We start from the raw sequence: 15,078 nt of genomic DNA, 5'->3' as shown, positions 1-15,078 counted from the left end.
TCTCCCTGCCATTCGGATGGTCGAAGCCTTCACGCACCGCCGGACGGATGCCCGGCGGCCAAAGGGGGGCGCTCTCAGCGGCCGATCAGTTCCCGCGCCGGGCCGCCGGTCTCCTGGCCGCGGCCACGGGCGTAGGCCGGAAGCGCCGGGTTCTTGGCGTTGGCGCCATCGGTGTCGCCGTAGACCAGAGCAGATGGGTTGGTGAAGGAGCGGGTCTGCGGCGCGCGGAGGTCCTGGGCCTGCGAAAGGCCCGTCATGCCGACAAGGGCGGAGGCGGCAAGGACGACGGCGGCGATCGTACGGGTCATGGTCGATATCCTTCTGGTGGGGTCGTCACGTCCGTTCGTGATGACGAAAAGGTAGCGGCCTGAAACCATTCTTACTAATAGTTTGATCAGCTGATTCTAATCGGTGTTATCGATGCGATAGCGCCGCGTGCGAGCTGCTTTCTATCGCGGCGGCGCGTGATGCGGGGTCGTGCTAGAGCCTGTGCGTCGACCCTCCGAAGCCCAAGAGCGCCCCGTGTCCGAATCCAGTCTGCTGGCGATCAGCACAGGCCTGAAGCCGCTCTCGCGCCTCCAGCATCCCCGGGACGTGATCCGGCAATTCACGCCCAACTGGTTCACTGTGGTAATGGGCACAGGTGTGGTCGCCTTGGCCCTCGACCGACTGCCGGCGACGCATGACCTGCTGGTCCCGGTCCCGCTCGGTCTCTGGCTCGTCTCCGTCCTGCTCTTCGCCACCTTCTGCCTGGTCTACGGCGCGCGCTGGATCTTCTTCTTCGACGGGGCCCGGCGGATTTTCGGACACTCGACGGTGTCGATGTTTTTCGGAGCGATCCCGATGGCGCTGGCGACGCTGCTGAACGGGCTGCTGATCTTCGGTCCACCGTATCTCGGCGCCGAGACCGTCCGCATCGCCCTGCCGCTGTGGTGGATCGACGTGGTGCTCGCCATGATCTGCGCCGTGGCGATCCCCTATCTCATGTTCACACGCCAGGAGCACCGCATCGACCAGATGACGGCCGTCTGGCTGCTGCCGGTGGTTACCGCCGAGGTCGTCGCCGTCTCCGGCGGCCTGCTCGCCCCGGCTCTGGTCGGCGAGAGCCAGCAGCTTGCCGTCATCGTCACGAGCTTCGTACTCTGGGGCGTCTCGGTCCCGCTGGCGCTGAGTATCCTGGCAATCCTGGTGCTACGCATGGCGCTCCACAACCTGCCGCCGCGGGAGATGGCCGCATCGAGCTGGCTTTCCCTCGGACCGCTTGGAACCGGGGCGCTCGGCCTGCTCGTGCTGGGGCAGGCCGGTGGCCCGATCCTCGCGGCGGGCGGCTTTCCCGCCGCGCCCGAGATCCTCCGGATCACGGGCCTGATCGGCGCGCTGATCCTCTGGGGCTACGGTGCCTGGTGGTTCCTGCTCTCGCTCGCCGTCACAGTGCGCTATCTGCGCGCCGGCGTTCCGTTCAACCTCGGCTGGTGGGGCTACATCTTCCCCCTCGGCGTCTATGCTCTGGCGACCCTCCGAATTGGCGAGGTGACGGAGCTGAGCGGCTTTGCCTGGCTCGGAGCGGGCCTCGTCGGCTTGCTGACGCTGCTCTGGCTGGTCGTGTCCGTGCGCACCCTACGCGGGGCCTATCGCGGCGAGCTCTTCGTCTCGCCGTGCCTCGCCAGTGCCTAACTTGGCCTCAGCGTAGCCGACCGGTTCAGGCTAGGCCGAGCACGCGGATCAGGCCGAGGCTGACGGCGCCGAGCGCGAGGAGCGAGGCGACCACCGCCAGGGTCACCCGCGCGCCGGCCTTGGCGACGCTGCGCACGTCGACGCCGAGGCCGAGCGCCGCCATCGAGATCACGGTGAGCACGTTGGCGGTCTCTGACATCGGCGCGAGGGCGACCTGCGGGATCAACCTGGCCGAGCGAAGGCCCGCGAGCGCCAGGAAGGCCAAGATGAACCACGGCACCAGGCGATGGATTGCGAGGCTGCCGCGTGTCGGGCGAACGCCGGCGGTGACGGCCTCGTCGGACTCCTCGCGCAGCCGGCTGGCACCGAGCGAGAGCGCCAGAACGACCGGGCCGAGCATCAGCACCCGGACGAGCTTCACCAGTGTCCCGAGCTGGACGCTGAGCGCCGCGACCGGCGCGGTCGCCGCCAGCACCTGCGGCACGGCGTAGACGGTAAGGCCGGCGAGCACCCCGTATTGCATCGGCGACAGGCCGAGCAGCGGCACCAGCAGCGGCAAGCCGAGCACCACCAGCACGCCGAGCACCGCGGTGAAGGCGATGGAGGCCGCGACGTCCTCGCCGTCAGCACCGATCACCGGTGCCGTAGCGGCGATCGCCGAGTTGCCGCAGATCGAGTTGCCGCAGGCGACGAGGATCGCCATGCGCGGATGCAGGCCGAGCGCCCGGCCGATGCCGTAGCTCGACAGGATCGCGACCACGACGACGCCCGCGATGCCGAAAAGCAGGCCCGGACCGGCGGCCAGGATCGTCGCGAGGCTGAGCGAGGCACCGAGCAGGACGACAGCGATTTCTAGGACGGTCTTAGCGCCGAATGCGATCCCGCGAACGAAGCGTCGACCAGGGTTCCAGGCCGTGCGGACAGCCGTGCCCAGGACAATGGCGAGGACCAGAGCCTCCAGCCACGCACGGCCGAAGACGTGTTCCTCGACCCTCTCCAGCCCGAGTGCGACGCCCGTCACCGCGAGGCAAAGGCTCAGGCCGGGCAGGATGGACGACAGGGCAAGCGCGCGTGATCGGAGAAAGGTTGCTACGGGCATGGTGCGTGCATCTCGTGGACTGGATCTGCCACGACCATGACCGCGTCCATTCGTTCGTTCCAACAGAACGTATCGATTGTTTTGATCGCTCGATGAGATGATTTGGTCGGCAACGACGGACGTCGTGCTTTGGCTCAAGCCAGCCTTGTCAATCGAGCAACCCGAGTTTGCGAGTTCGCCGACATAAGGGAGCGTTGTAGATTCCCGCTGACTGTTTCTCCGGAGACAGAAGCCGTTGAGGTCGGAGGCTAGGCGTCAGGTTGGTGAATGGGCGGATGCCTGAATGACGGCATGATCGATGTTCACCCGCTCCGCCCAGTCCTTGGCCGATGAGAACGGGCTTTCGGCCTTCCCACCTGAAGCTCACATTCCGCGACCGACACAACACAGTCATTCATGCGCGTGCCGTGCGGATCCTGAAACCGGACGTATGTTCCGTCGCTTCACAGGCAAAACAGTGACCGCTTGGGCAGATCGTGCTGGTCGGCCTTGCCAATGGCTGAATCGGTTGGGAGGGCATCCGCAACGGTCATTACGATCGTTCGGTCGCCCCGGGTCGTGCAGGCCTCGGCCGAAGAGCATCATCTCGCCCCTTGACCTTACAACGGTTGGAAGCTCCATATCGTTGTGACGTCATCTGAAGGAGAGCGTCATGGTCCGCTTCAAGATCGACAGGATGGGTTGCGGCGGCTGCGCCAAGTCGGTGACCCGCGCCGTCCTCTCCGTCGAGCCGAAAGCCAGGGTCGAAGTCGATCTGGGTGCCAAGCTGGTGACCGTGTCGGGTGCGAGAGGTCAGGCGGACCAGCTCGTCCTCGCCATCGCCGCGGCCGGCTTCCCCGCCGAAACGCTGTCCGCGGCGGCCTGAAACCGCGCGTCGGCAACCAAACCTGCATTTCTGCATTCACGTCCCACCCGTGGACATAGTCCCGCAACCGGAACCAGTGTAAGCCTGAATCCATGAGCCTCGACCGGCAAATCGTGCGCCTGATGGCGGCGATGATCCTCGCGATCATCGCCTATGTCGCGCCGTCTGCCGTCCAGGCCCACGGGGGCCATGCGCACCACGCCCACCACGTGGCCGTGTCCCAGCCCACAGCTGTCCCTGCGACGGCCGAGGCGGCGGTGCCCCCCCACGCCAAGCCGGCGATCCGGTCGGAGGCACTGACCTGGTCGAAGGTCGCGCTCCTGGCGGTCGAGCCGGCGCGCATCGACCCCACTCGGGACGATTGCTGCCGGCCCGGTTGCCAGACCCGCTGCTGCGGAACGATGGCCTGCTGCGCCACCGGTGTCCTGTCCGGCCCCTCGGTTCTGTCCCTGTCCCTGTTCCGGACCGTCACGCTGATCCCGCGCGACGTTGGCGGCCGTTCGGGCCCCGGCCCCGAGGCCCTGCCCAAGCCCCCACGAACCCTCGCGTGAAGTAGGGCGCGCCTGAGGCGCGCGACGCCCGGAGTGCGCCCGCGAACGGCGCCGTCCGGACTTCCCGACGCGAGGATTCCCGTTCATGCCGATCCGTATTGCCGCCGCCTATGGCGCGGTGGCGCTGCTTGCCGCCGTTCTGGCGGGGCCCGTGCACGCCCACGAGGGCCACGACCACGGCGCCGCCCCGCCGCCCGTCTCGAAGACCATCGCCCCGCGTGGCGAGGCGCTCTCGGACACGTTCGAGCTCGTCGCCATCCCGCGCAACGGCACCCTGACGCTGTTCCTCGACCGTTTCCGGACGAACGAGCCGGTGCCCGGCGCGACCATCGAGGTCGAGACGCCGGACGGTCCCAAGGTCGCGGCCGCAACGCCCGACGGCGGCTACGCGCTGCCGGCCCCGTGGCTGTCGAAGCCCGGCCGGCACGAGCTCGTCGCGACAGTCACCGCGGGCGAGGACGTCGACGTGCTCGCCGTCGCGGTCACCGAGCCCGACCCGAAGGCCGTGGCGCCCGCCAAGCCGGCTCCGGCGCAGGCCGCCCTGGCGCGCGTCTCCGAGGTGGCCCGCGGCGTCCAGGAGCGCCTGACCGCCAAGGACCCGACCCTCGTGGCTGCGGTCGCCCTCGCCCTCCTGCTCGGCGTGCTGGTGACGGCGCTCGCCCGCGGCCGACGGGGCGCTCCGGCCGTGGCGCTCATCGCCATCGGCCTCACTCTCGTCCTCGGCACCGCAGCCTTCGCGCACGGCGACGAGAACCACGATACGCCGGTTCTGGGTGCGGCGCTGATTGAGCCGCGGCAAGTGGATCCCGCGACTTCCGACTTGGCGCAGCGCCTGCCCGATGGCTCCGTCTTCGTGCCCAAGCCGACCCAGCGCCTATTGGTCCTGCGCACCACCATGACCGAGCAGGGCAGCTTCCACCGCTCGGTCGAGCTGCCCGGCCGCATCTTCCCGGACCCGAACGCCAGCGGCGTCGTGCAGTCCTCGGTCGGCGGCCGCCTCTCGCCGCCGCCGTCCGGCCTGTTTCCCCGCCTGGGCACCAAGGTGCGCAAGGGCGACGTGCTCGCCATGGTGACCCCGCCGGTCCAGGCTGTCGATGTCTCCGATATGCGCCAGCGCCAGGGCGAGCTCGATCAGCAGATCGCCATCGTCGAGCGCCGGGTCGAGCGCTACCGCAAGCTCGCCACGAGCGGCGCCGTCGCCCAAACGCAACTCGACGACGCGGTCGCGGAGGTCAACGGCCTGCATGACCGCCGCGTTGCCCTCGACAAGATCCGGCAGCAGCCCGAGACTTTGGTCGCACCTGTCGACGGCGTCGTGGCGCAGGCGACTGCGGTCGCGGGCCAGATGGCGGCGCCCGGCGCCATGGTCTTCCAGATCGTCGACCCGAACCGCCTCTGGGTCGAGGCGCTGAGCTTCGACGCCCTGACCGCGGCCCAGGACGCCACGGCGCGGTTCGCCGACGGGCGCACCCTGAAGCTCGCCTACCAGGGCACGGGGCTCGCCGACCGCAACCAGGCCATCCCGGTTCAGTTCGCGGTGCAAGGCGACGCCTCCGGCCTCCGGGTCGGCCAGTTCGTCACCGTGCTGGCCGGGACCGACACCGAGCAGTCCGGCCTGGCGCTGCCGCGCTCGGCTGTCGTGCGCACTGGCAACGGACAGGACGTCGTCTACGAGCACACCACCGCTGAGCGCTTCGAGGCCCGACCGGTCCGCGTGGAGCCGCTCGACGGTGGCCGCGTGCTGGTGGCGGAGGGGATCGGGCCCGGCAAGCGGGTGGTGACCCAGGGCGCCGAACTCCTCGACCAGGTCCGCTGAGGAGGCCGGCCCGATGTTCACTTTCCTCGTCAGCCAGTCGGTCCGCAACCGTCTGCTCGTCCTCGCCATGGCCTCGGTGCTGGTGCTCTTCGGCGCCCTCACCGCGACCAAGCTGCCGGTCGACGTCTTCCCCGACCTCAACAAGCCGACCGTCACCATCATGACCGAAGCTGAGGGCTACGCGCCCCAGGAGGTCGAGCAACTCGTCACCTATCCGATCGAGACCCGGATGAACGGCCTGCCAGGGGTGACCCGGGTGCGCTCGGTCTCGGGCGTGGGGCTGTCGATCACCTACGTCGAGTTCGACTGGGGCACGGACATCTACCGCAACCGCCAGCAGGTCGCCGAGCGGTTGGCGCTGGTGCAGGACCAGCTTCCCCGGGGCGTGACCCCGGTTATGGGGCCGGTCTCCTCGATCATGGGCCAGATCCTGCTGGTGGCGGTCACGAGCGACACCGCCAGCCCGATGCAGGTGCGCGAGATCGCGGACTTCACCATTCGGCCGCGGCTCCTGACTATCCCGGGCGTGGCGCAGGTCATCCCCATTGGCGGCGAGGTGCGCCAGTTCCGGGTCAGCCCGAACCCGGCCGCTATGCGCTCGCTCGGGGTGACGAACGCCGGGCTTGAGGCGGCGCTCGCCCAGTTCGGCACCAATGCCGGCGGCGGCTTCACCGACCAGCATTCCCGCGAGTACCTGATCCGGAGCATCGGCCGGACCATGAGCCTCGACGACCTGCGCAACCTCGTGGTCGCGACGGTCGCCGACACGCCGGTCCACCTTCGTCAGGTCGCCGAGGTGTCCTTCGCCGCGAAGGTAAAGCGGGGCGACGCCGGCTACATGGCCAAGCCCGCGGTCATCGTCTCGGTCGAGAAGCAGCCCGATGTCGACACGGTGCGGCTGACGCGCAGCATCGAGACTGCCCTTAAGGAGATGTCGCCGACCCTGCCGGCCAGCATCCGGGCCGACCAAGTCCTGTTCCGTCAGGCCGACTTCATCGAGACCTCGATCCGCAACGTCGAGCGCGTCCTCGTCGAGGCCGTGCTGGTGGTGGCGGTGGTGCTGTTCGCCTTCCTGCTGAACGTGCGCACCACGGCCATCTCGCTGCTCGCCATCCCGGTCTCGGTTCTGACGACCGCGGTGGTGTTCCACCTGTTCGGGCTGTCCATCAACACGATGACCCTCGGCGGCCTGGCCATCGCCATCGGCGAACTTGTCGACGACGCCGTCGTGGACGTGGAGAACATCTACCGACGCCTCGGCGAGAACCGGCGGGCGGGTAACCCGAAGAGCGTGTTGCAGGTGGTGGTCGAGGCCTCGAACGAGGTCCGCTCCGGCATCGTCTACGCGACGCTCATCATCATCCTGGTGTTCGTGCCGCTGTTCGCGCTGTCGGGCATCGAGGGCCGGCTCTTCGCCCCACTGGGGCAGGCCTACATCATTTCGATCCTGGCGAGCCTGCTCACCTCCATCACCCTGACCCCGGTGCTGGCATCCCTGCTGCTGCCCGGCATGAAGAACCTGGAGGAGCACGACAGCCGCTTCCTGAAGCTGTTGAAGCTCGGCAACGCCGCCCTGCTGCGGGCCGCCTTCCGGCACAAGGGCCTGCTGGTCGGCAGCGTCGCCGTGGCCGTGCTCACCGCGGGCGTAGCGGCCTGGAGCCTGCCGCGGGCCTTCCTGCCGCCGTTCAACGAGGGATCGTTCACGGTCAACATGACCTTCAATCCGGGCATCTCGCTCGCCGAGAGCAACCGGGTCGGGTTGATCGCCGAGCGGCTCCTACTGGATATCCCGGGCGTGAAGGCGGTCGGCCGCCGCACCGGCCGGGCCGAACTCGACGAGCACGCAGAGGGCGTCCACTCCTCCGAGATCGAGGTCGCCCTCGACGACGGCGCCAAGCGTCCGAAGGAAGCGCTGGTCGCCGACATCCGCAGCCGCCTCGCCGCCCTGCCGGTGGCGGTGAACGTTGGCCAGCCCATCTCGCACCGGCTCGACCACATGCTCTCGGGCGTGCGGGCCGAGATCGCCCTCAAGGTGTTCGGCGAGGATCTCGACGCCCTGCGGCGGGTCGCCAACTCCCTGCGCGACCGGATGGCCGCGATCCCGGGCCTCGTCGACCTGCAGGTCGAGCGGCAGGTTCGCATCCCGCAGCTTGAGGTGCGCGTCGACTACACCCGGGCGGCCCTCTACGGCGTCCAGCCCGCGGCAGTCGTGGAGCAGATCAGCCGCCTCTCGAACGGGCGGGTGGTCTCGACCGTGGTCGACGGCGTACGCCGCTTCGACGTGGTCCTGCGCCTGTCGGAAAACCGCCGGACCACCGCGGGCCTCGGCGACCTGCTGCTGGAGACGCCCTCGGGCTGGGTGCCGGCGCGGCAGGTGGCCGACATCCGCGAGACCGACGGGCCGAACCAGATCCTGCGCGAGAACGCCCGCCGCCGCATCGTGGTGCAGGCCAACACCGACGGCGCGAGCGACATGGCGACCGTCGTGGCGGCCATCCGCGAGGCCGTGGCGAAGGAACCGCTGCCGCCCGGCTTCTTCACTAGCCTGGAGGGCACCTTCCAGGCGCAGGAAGAGGCCAGCCGGACCATCGCGGCGCTCTCGGCGCTGTCCTTGGCACTCGTCTTCGCCATCCTCTACAGCCGCTACCGTTCGGCCGCGCTCGCGCTCATCATCATGGGCAACGTGCCCCTGGCGCTGATCGGGTCGGTCGCTGCGCTGTGGCTCGTCGGGCAGCCGCTCTCGGTGGCGTCGATGATCGGCTTCATCACGCTGACCGGCATCGCGGCGCGCAACGGCATCCTCAAGATTAGCCACTACCTGAACCTCGCCATCTACGAGGGCGTGCCGTTTGGCCCCGACCTCGTGGTGCGCGGCAGCCTGGAGCGGCTGACCCCGGTGCTGATGACGGCTCTGTCGGCCGGGGTCGCGCTGGTGCCGCTGCTCTACGACGCCGCGAGCCCGGGCAAGGAGATCCTGCACCCGGTCGCGGTGACGATCTTCGGCGGCCTCGTCAGCGCGACGCTGCTCGACACCTTCCTGACCCCCGTCCTGTTCCTAAGCTTCGGACGCAAGCCGCTGGAGCGGCTGCGCGCCCTCCACGCCGAGGCGCCGGCCCTCCCATCCCCGGACGGAGCGCGCCCGCGCCCGGCCGAGGCCTACTGACCCACGAGAGGAGACGAGAGCGTGATCCTACCGAGACTGACCCTGGTCGCCGGCCTGCTCGCCGCGACGACCGTGTGCGCCCACGAGACCTCCGGCCAGCACGGCGGCCGGGTGGCGGACGCCGGTAAGTTCCACGTCGAGCTCGTCGCCAAGGGCGACACCGTCGACGTGTTCCTGTCCGACGAGGGCCAGAAGGCGGTCCCGGCCGCGGGCTTCAAGGGAACGGCCATCCTCGTCGTCGACGGCAAGCCGGCCCGCGTGCCGCTTGAGCCGGCCGATGGCAACCGCCTGACCGGCAAGGCCGCGATCGCCCTCGGCGCGAACCCGAAGGGCGCCGTGCAGCTCACCGGCCCCGACGGCGCGACCACCAGCGGCAAGTTCAACTGATCCCCACCGAGAGAGGAAGACCTTTGACACACCTTCGCACCCTCGCCGTCCTCGCCCTCCTGTCAGCCGGCCTCGCCGGCCCCGCCGCCGCCCAGGGCACGCACGACCACAGCTCCATGTCAGGCAAGGACATGGGCTCGATGAGCTCGATGAAGCCGGACCCGAAGGACAACGCCTCGACCAAGGAGTTCAAGGCCGCCGACATGGCGATGATGAAGGACATGGACGTCCCCTACACCGGCGACCCGGACATCGACTTTCGCACGCACATGATCCCGCACCACAAAGGCGCGGTCGCCATGGCCCACATCGCGCTGAAGCACGCCAAGGACCCGGCCACCAAGGCAATGGCCCAGAAGATCATCGACGATCAGGAGAAGGAGATCTCCGACATGGAGGCTTGGCTGAAGCGGCACGGGAAGTAGCCGCCGATCCCGGGGCCGCTCGTCAGTGTGGTCCCGGCCCGCCTCCCCGATGTACCCCCGCCAGGAGAGCGTTATGCAAGCCGCCCGCAAGGCCGTCCTCTATCGGATGGTCACCCCCGAACACACCTGCCCCTACGGCCTGAAGGCCAAGGACCTCCTCGAACGCCAGGGCTTCGAGGTCGAGGACCACCTCCTGACCGACCGGGCGGAGACCGACCGGTTCAAGGCCGAGCACCACGTCAAGTCGACGCCGCAGACCTTCATCAACGGCGAGCGCGTCGGCGGCTTCGACGACCTGCAGCGCCACTTCGGCAAGGCCGCCAACGACCCGAATGCCACGACCTACATGCCCGTCATCGCGGTGTTCTCGATGACCGCGCTGATGGCTCTGGCGGCAAGCCATGCCGTGTACGGCACGCCGTTGACGATGCGCGCGGCCGAGTGGTTCATCGCCTTCAGCATGTGCGTGCTCGCCTTGCTGAAGCTGCAGGACGTCGAGAGCTTCTCCTCGATGTACCTGGGCTACGACCTGCTGGGACAACGCTGGGTGCGCTACGCCTACGCCTATCCGTTCCTGGAGGGCATCGCCGGCGTCCTGATGGTGGCGGGCGCCCTGAACTGGATCTCGATCCCGGTGGCGCTGTTCATCGGCACGGTCGGCGCGGTGTCGGTGTTCAAAGCGGTCTACGTCGACAAACGCGACATCAAGTGCGCCTGCGTCGGCGGGTCGAGCAAGGTGCCGCTCGGCTTTGTCTCGCTGACCGAGAACGTGATGATGGTCGCCATGGCCGTCTGGATGCTGGCGGTGCACCAGTGAGCGCCGCCTTCGCCGCCCTGGGCTGGCTCCATGCCCTCTCCGTCGCGTGCCTTCTGCTCGGGGCCGCCTGCTCGATCCTGCTGTCGGTGCAGGTGATCCGGCACCCGCAGCACATGACGGTGATGAACGTCGTCTGGCCGGTCTGCGCCCTGTTCGGTATGCTCGCCGTGGTCTGGGCGTACTTCCGCTACGGGCGGCTCGCCACGATGGAGGCGCACCACCACGCGATGGAGCGGGACGAGAAGCCCCCGAACATGACGCAAACGCCGTTCTCGGTCATGGTGGGCAAGGGCGCGCTCCATTGTGGCAGCGGCTGCATGCTGGGCGACGTCGCCGCCGAGTGGCTGGCTTTCCTGGTGCCGGCTGTAGCGGTGTGGTTCGGCTGGCACTCTCTGTTCGAGGAGAAGATGTACGCGGTCTGGGGGCTGGACTTCGTCTTCGCCTACGCGCTCGGCATCGTGTTCCAGTACTACGCTATCGTGCCGATGCGGGGCCTTTCGCCGGGCAAGGGCCTGTTCGCGGCGGTGAAGGCGGACACCCTGTCGCTGATTTCATGGCAGGTCGGCATGTACGGGTTCATGGCGCTCGCCCAGTTCTACCTGTTCCCGCACCTCACGGGGGACCGGGCGCCAGTGAACTCGTCCGAGTTTTGGGCCGCCATGCAGGTAGCGATGGTAGCGGGCTTCCTGACCAGCTACCCAATCAACTGGTGGCTGGTGCGCTCTGGCATCAAGGAGCGGATGTAGGTTGGACGCTCACTTTGTGTGTTCGACGCTCGAAAGCCGACTGGCAGAAAACCACTGAGGCTGTGTGAGAACGTGGTTGGGTGTGTCGGCGCGGATTGGTGACGGGGTGCGAGGTGCCGCGTGCCCTCACGCCCGCAGGGCGGTGAGGAGAGGTCCGGTTCCGAGGATCGCCAAGACCCGCTTCAGATTGTAGGCCAGGACCTGCAGGCTCATCTCGGTGGCCACGTTTCTCAACCGTCGCATCCGGAAGTGCGTCGCCCCTATCCAGCCTTTGAGCGTCCCGAACACGTGCTCGACCGTCTGGCGCCGCGTGCGCATCGCATGAGGATCCGCGTCGAGCCGGCGCTGTACGGCTTCCAAGACAGCCTCGTGCTCCCACCGCGTCACCCGCCGCTCCTTGGCCGGCGTGCAGCGTGCCTTGATCGCGCAGTCGTGGCAGGCCGTCGTCCAGTAGCGGCGTAGCGTCAGTCCGCCCTCCACGTTCGTGTAACGGTAGGAGAGCCGCTCGCCGGCCGGACACCGGTAGGCGTCCGCCTCTGGCTCGTAGACGAAGTCTTGTTTGCCGAAGCGCCCCTCCGCCTTGGCGCCCGAGGTCAGCGGCTTGGGCAGCGTCACCGCGATGCCGGCCTGCTCGCAGGCCAGGATCTCCTTGCCCGAGAAGTAGCCCCGGTCGGCCAGCACGCTGAGCCCTTCATGCCCGGTCGCCACCTGGCCTTGGCGGCTCATGTGCGCCAGCTGGGTGCGGTCGTGACCGACGTTGGTCACCTCATGCGTGACGATCAGATGATGCTCGGTGTCGACGACCGCCTGCACGTTATAGCCGACCATCCCCGTGCCCTTACCGCTCGTGGCCATCGCCCGCGCGTCCGGGTCTGTCAGCGAGATCTGCCGGTCGGGGGCAGCCTCGACGAGCGTCTCCATCGCCTGCAACTCGCGCATTCGCGTCCGCAGGGCGTCCAGACGCTCGGCGATGCGCACCTTGCGCACGCGCGCGACCTCGTCTTCCTGGCGGTCGGCGGTGTCGAGGGCGGCGAGATAGCGTGCGATGCTCGCCTCGACCTGCTCGATGCGGCGCCGGACCGCGGCTGGGGTGAAGTTGCGATCACGGGCGTTCACCGCTTTGAAGCGGCTGCCGTCCAGCGCCACGACACCACCGGCCAGGAGGCCGAGTTGGCGACACAGCACCACGAACTGGCGGCAGGCGGCTTGGATCGCAGGACCAGTGTCGCGCCGGAAGTCGGCGATGGTCTTGAAGTCCGGGGCGAGGCGGCCGGTCAGCCACATCAGCTCGACGTTGCGGCCGGCCTCGCGCTCCAGGCGGCGGCTGGAGGCGACTTGGTGGAGATAGCCGTAGAGGTAGATCTTCAGCAGCGTCGCGGGATGGTAGCCGGGCCGGCCCGTCGTGGCCGGCACCACGCCGTCAAAACCCAGAGCCGCGAGATCGAGTGCGTCGACGAATGCATCGACGACGCGCACCGGATTGTCCTCGGATACGTAATCGTCTAGCCGGTTCGGCAGAAACGTGACTTGATGGCGATCAGCACCACAAACAAAACGCGCCATAGCCGCCTCCGCCGTCCCGCAGAGACTATCAGAACAGCAGCGTTTTCACACAGCCTCCACTCAACCCGGCCGCTGGCCTCTGTCCTTGGCAGCATAGAAGCGGACCTTCCAAGGGTCTGCAATGGGTCACGAGGAGCCCATCAACTGAGCTTTACTGAACGGCCGCCTGTTTCTTTGCCAAGCTTTGAGGACGGACCACGATTGGCCAGGAGGTGCAGAAATCGACAGCTAGCCTCGCGATTTTCCGCTTCGGATCATGTGTCTGTCGATGCCGATCTGATGATTCGTCCAGAGCGGTTAGCGCTTCCGGGGTTTTGGACCGTGCTCATGCCTATGTAGCAGGGCTCCCCGAGCTGACCTCTCAGTATGTCAAAGCACAACCGCCGCCGATGAATCCTCATCGGCGGTGGTTGTGCTGTATATTACGCGCTGCGGCGACGTAGCTCGTAGATCCGCTCGTTCAGTACGGCGCGTAGCTCTTGCACCTCGGTATAGGCAGCCTCAGCCTTCTCGAAGGCGGCCAGCCCATCGCGGCGGATCTCTTGGGTCAGCGCTTCGATGCGCTTGACCGCTGCCAGGAAGCTCAGTGTTTCGGGGGAATGGGGCATGGTATCGGTGTCCTTGTTGAGTGTTCAGTGAGTGGTTGAAGACAAGGGTTCGACCCGGACGGGTACGGCGCCGTCCGGGAATTGCAGCAGCAGCGGCAGGCCCGCTGAGAGATCCTGGACGCGGGTGACGATGAAGCCTGTGTCGGTCGCGATCACCAGCGCCAGGGCTTTGCTTAGGAGGACGTCGTCCTCGGTGTCATCGAGAGGCCCCACCTCGACGGGATCGGCATCCGGCTCTTTCCGCACGATCCCACCAACTGCCACGCTCAATCCCTGCAGCAGGCTCTGCTCGACAGCCCGATCGAGCTGTCGCAGGCGTGCTTCGGCCGCAGTGACGAGATCCTGCAGCGCCGCGTCGAAAGCGGTCGTGGCTCGTGCCAGGGCGATGCGGCCGGCCGCCCCAAGATCCTCCTCGATCGCAGCGTCAAAGGCGGCGAGTGCGCGCTCGGCCCAGAGCCCGGTGCGCTCGACGAGGTGGCGCACAAGCATCGCGGCCGCCGTCGGGGTCGGCTCGGAGCACGCTGCCACCGCATCGAGGGCAGTGCGTGGCGTGCCAGCATGTCCGAGGCCGACGATCAGGTTCGGCAGCCGATCAGCTGTCGCGGCACGAGAAACCGTGTACGCGTTGAGCGCACGGAATGCTTCGATCGGCCCACCGCCGCGGCAGACCAGGGTCGCCGACAGGCCGTACTCGGCGTGCAGGCTCGTAACGCGGGCCAATGCCTCGGCCAGGGAGCGTTCGGCCCCTGCCCCCTCGAAGCTGGCGGAGATCCGGTGGAGGCGGAGGAGGCCGGCCGCTTCGAGCGGCTGCAGCACATGCTCGACGTCGCGCCGCGCCTCGCCATGTTCTGAGACGACGAGCGCGATGTGATGGGGATCCTCCGGCTCGATCCAGCTGTCCGGCCCGAAACGGGCCCCCTCGAGCCTCAACCGCTGCAGCATGCGCTCGCGCTCGAGTTCCGCTTCGAGCGGGATTTGCCCGAGCGAGAGCAGGGCCATGAGCTTGGCCTGCACGCCGGCTCCGCGGCCGAATCGCTGACGCAGGCCGGTGCGCAACTGAACCTCGACGGTGCGGTTGACGAGGTCGGCCGGATCGAAGTCAACGCCATGCTCCGCTCGGATTAGGGCGAGCTCGGGGGCATCGAGACGGACCTTCAGGCGCGGTGGATCGTAGCTCAGGCTTGCCTGCGCTTCGCCGAGCAAGAGGAGATAGCTGTCGGGACCGGCGGCCTCGACCGTGAGGATGCAGGCCCGCACGCAGTGTTCGCCGCGCAGCCGCTGGCGCAGCCAGCCAATCAGGTCGCGCAGTTCGTGCACGTCGTCGGCGGCTCGGGCGGGTTCGAGCGCGCTGCCGCGTTCGTGAC

The 15,078-nt window shown here is 68.1% G+C and carries 14 protein-coding genes; 9 read left to right on the top strand and 5 right to left on the bottom strand.

The window, feature by feature from the left end; translation table 11 throughout:
* Nucleotides 1-74 precede the first annotated feature (74 nt).
* The gene (locus AAHG03_RS01035) at nt 75-308 is read right to left on the bottom strand and encodes a hypothetical protein (protein ID WP_342148119.1); all 234 of its coding nucleotides are present in this window, start codon (nt 306-308) and stop codon (nt 75-77) included.
* 214 nt (nt 309-522) lie between these two features.
* Here AAHG03_RS01035 and AAHG03_RS01030 point away from each other — a divergent pair, with 214 nt between their 5' ends.
* Nucleotides 523-1,674: a TDT family transporter gene (locus tag AAHG03_RS01030; RefSeq protein WP_342148118.1), complete on the top strand. Its 1,152-nt coding sequence runs from the start codon at nt 523-525 to the stop codon at nt 1,672-1,674.
* A 25-nt stretch (nt 1,675-1,699) separates the two neighbouring features.
* Here the strand turns inward: AAHG03_RS01030 and AAHG03_RS01025 are convergent, their stop codons facing one another.
* Entirely contained in the window at nt 1,700-2,773 is a 1,074-nt protein-coding gene (locus tag AAHG03_RS01025) for a YeiH family protein (RefSeq protein ID WP_342148116.1), read from the bottom strand.
* Nucleotides 2,774-3,425: 652 nt separating this feature from the next.
* Between AAHG03_RS01025 and AAHG03_RS01020 the strand changes: the two genes are divergently transcribed.
* From AAHG03_RS01020 to AAHG03_RS00985, 8 genes are all read left to right on the top strand, one after another.
* Entirely contained in the window at nt 3,426-3,638 is a 213-nt protein-coding gene (locus AAHG03_RS01020) for a heavy-metal-associated domain-containing protein (protein WP_141953071.1), read from the top strand.
* Nucleotides 3,639-3,730: 92 nt separating this feature from the next.
* On the top strand, nt 3,731-4,189 hold the full coding sequence (locus AAHG03_RS01015) for a hypothetical protein (RefSeq protein ID WP_342148115.1): 459 nt from the start codon (nt 3,731-3,733) through the stop codon (nt 4,187-4,189).
* 85 nt (nt 4,190-4,274) lie between these two features.
* Nucleotides 4,275-6,005: an efflux RND transporter periplasmic adaptor subunit gene (locus AAHG03_RS01010; protein WP_342148114.1), complete on the top strand. Its 1,731-nt coding sequence runs from the start codon at nt 4,275-4,277 to the stop codon at nt 6,003-6,005.
* 13 nt (nt 6,006-6,018) lie between these two features.
* Nucleotides 6,019-9,168 (top strand): efflux RND transporter permease subunit, encoded by a 3,150-nt coding sequence (locus tag AAHG03_RS01005; RefSeq protein WP_342148113.1) that lies wholly within the window; start codon nt 6,019-6,021, stop codon nt 9,166-9,168.
* A 21-nt stretch (nt 9,169-9,189) separates the two neighbouring features.
* A complete protein-coding gene (locus tag AAHG03_RS01000) occupies nt 9,190-9,555 on the top strand; it encodes a hypothetical protein (RefSeq protein ID WP_342148112.1) in 366 nt (121 codons plus the stop codon).
* A gap of 23 nt (nt 9,556-9,578) precedes the next feature.
* Nucleotides 9,579-9,980 (top strand): CopM family metallochaperone, encoded by a 402-nt coding sequence (copM, locus tag AAHG03_RS00995; RefSeq protein ID WP_342148111.1) that lies wholly within the window; start codon nt 9,579-9,581, stop codon nt 9,978-9,980.
* Between the two features lie 73 nt (nt 9,981-10,053).
* Nucleotides 10,054-10,797 carry a glutaredoxin gene (locus tag AAHG03_RS00990; protein WP_342148110.1) on the top strand — a complete coding sequence of 248 codons (744 nt, stop codon included), beginning with the start codon at nt 10,054-10,056 and terminating at the stop codon, nt 10,795-10,797.
* Nucleotides 10,794-11,543: a DUF4396 domain-containing protein gene (locus AAHG03_RS00985; RefSeq protein WP_342148109.1), complete on the top strand. Its 750-nt coding sequence runs from the start codon at nt 10,794-10,796 to the stop codon at nt 11,541-11,543. The genes AAHG03_RS00990 and AAHG03_RS00985 overlap by 4 nt, the downstream gene beginning before the upstream one ends.
* Before the next feature lie 126 nt (nt 11,544-11,669).
* Here the strand turns inward: AAHG03_RS00985 and AAHG03_RS00980 are convergent, their stop codons facing one another.
* The 3 genes from AAHG03_RS00980 to AAHG03_RS00970 all read right to left on the bottom strand — a co-directional run bounded on the left by AAHG03_RS00980 (nt 11,670) and on the right by AAHG03_RS00970 (nt 15,031).
* The gene (locus tag AAHG03_RS00980; protein ID WP_342148108.1) at nt 11,670-13,106 is read right to left on the bottom strand and encodes an IS1182 family transposase; all 1,437 of its coding nucleotides are present in this window, start codon (nt 13,104-13,106) and stop codon (nt 11,670-11,672) included.
* A 422-nt stretch (nt 13,107-13,528) separates the two neighbouring features.
* Complete coding sequence (locus AAHG03_RS00975) at nt 13,529-13,714, bottom strand: hypothetical protein (protein WP_342148107.1); 186 nt, start codon at nt 13,712-13,714, stop codon at nt 13,529-13,531.
* Between the two features lie 24 nt (nt 13,715-13,738).
* Complete coding sequence (locus AAHG03_RS00970) at nt 13,739-15,031, bottom strand: exodeoxyribonuclease VII large subunit (protein WP_342148106.1); 1,293 nt, start codon at nt 15,029-15,031, stop codon at nt 13,739-13,741.
* Nucleotides 15,032-15,078: the final 47 nt, after the last annotated feature.

Origin of the sequence: Methylorubrum subtropicum (assembly GCF_038442325.1) — a bacterium.
Classification (GTDB): Bacteria; Pseudomonadota; Alphaproteobacteria; order Rhizobiales; family Beijerinckiaceae; genus Methylobacterium; species Methylobacterium subtropicum.
Note: the sequence above shows the minus strand (reverse complement) of the source record. Positions and strands in the feature narration are given on the sequence as shown.

Coding starts and splice junctions, on each gene's coding strand:
- AAHG03_RS01020 (WP_141953071.1), top strand. CDS start 3,426: ATGGTCCGCTTCAAGATCGACAGGATGGGTTGCGGCGGCTGCGCCAAG.
- AAHG03_RS01010 (WP_342148114.1), top strand. CDS start 4,275: ATGCCGATCCGTATTGCCGCCGCCTATGGCGCGGTGGCGCTGCTTGCC.
- AAHG03_RS01025 (WP_342148116.1), bottom strand. CDS start 2,773: ATGCCCGTAGCAACCTTTCTCCGATCACGCGCGCTTGCCCTGTCGTCC.
- AAHG03_RS00980 (WP_342148108.1), bottom strand. CDS start 13,106: ATGGCGCGTTTTGTTTGTGGTGCTGATCGCCATCAAGTCACGTTTCTG.
- AAHG03_RS00990 (WP_342148110.1), top strand. CDS start 10,054: ATGCAAGCCGCCCGCAAGGCCGTCCTCTATCGGATGGTCACCCCCGAA.
- AAHG03_RS01005 (WP_342148113.1), top strand. CDS start 6,019: ATGTTCACTTTCCTCGTCAGCCAGTCGGTCCGCAACCGTCTGCTCGTC.
- AAHG03_RS01035 (WP_342148119.1), bottom strand. CDS start 308: ATGACCCGTACGATCGCCGCCGTCGTCCTTGCCGCCTCCGCCCTTGTC.
- AAHG03_RS00975 (WP_342148107.1), bottom strand. CDS start 13,714: ATGCCCCATTCCCCCGAAACACTGAGCTTCCTGGCAGCGGTCAAGCGC.
- AAHG03_RS01015 (WP_342148115.1), top strand. CDS start 3,731: ATGAGCCTCGACCGGCAAATCGTGCGCCTGATGGCGGCGATGATCCTC.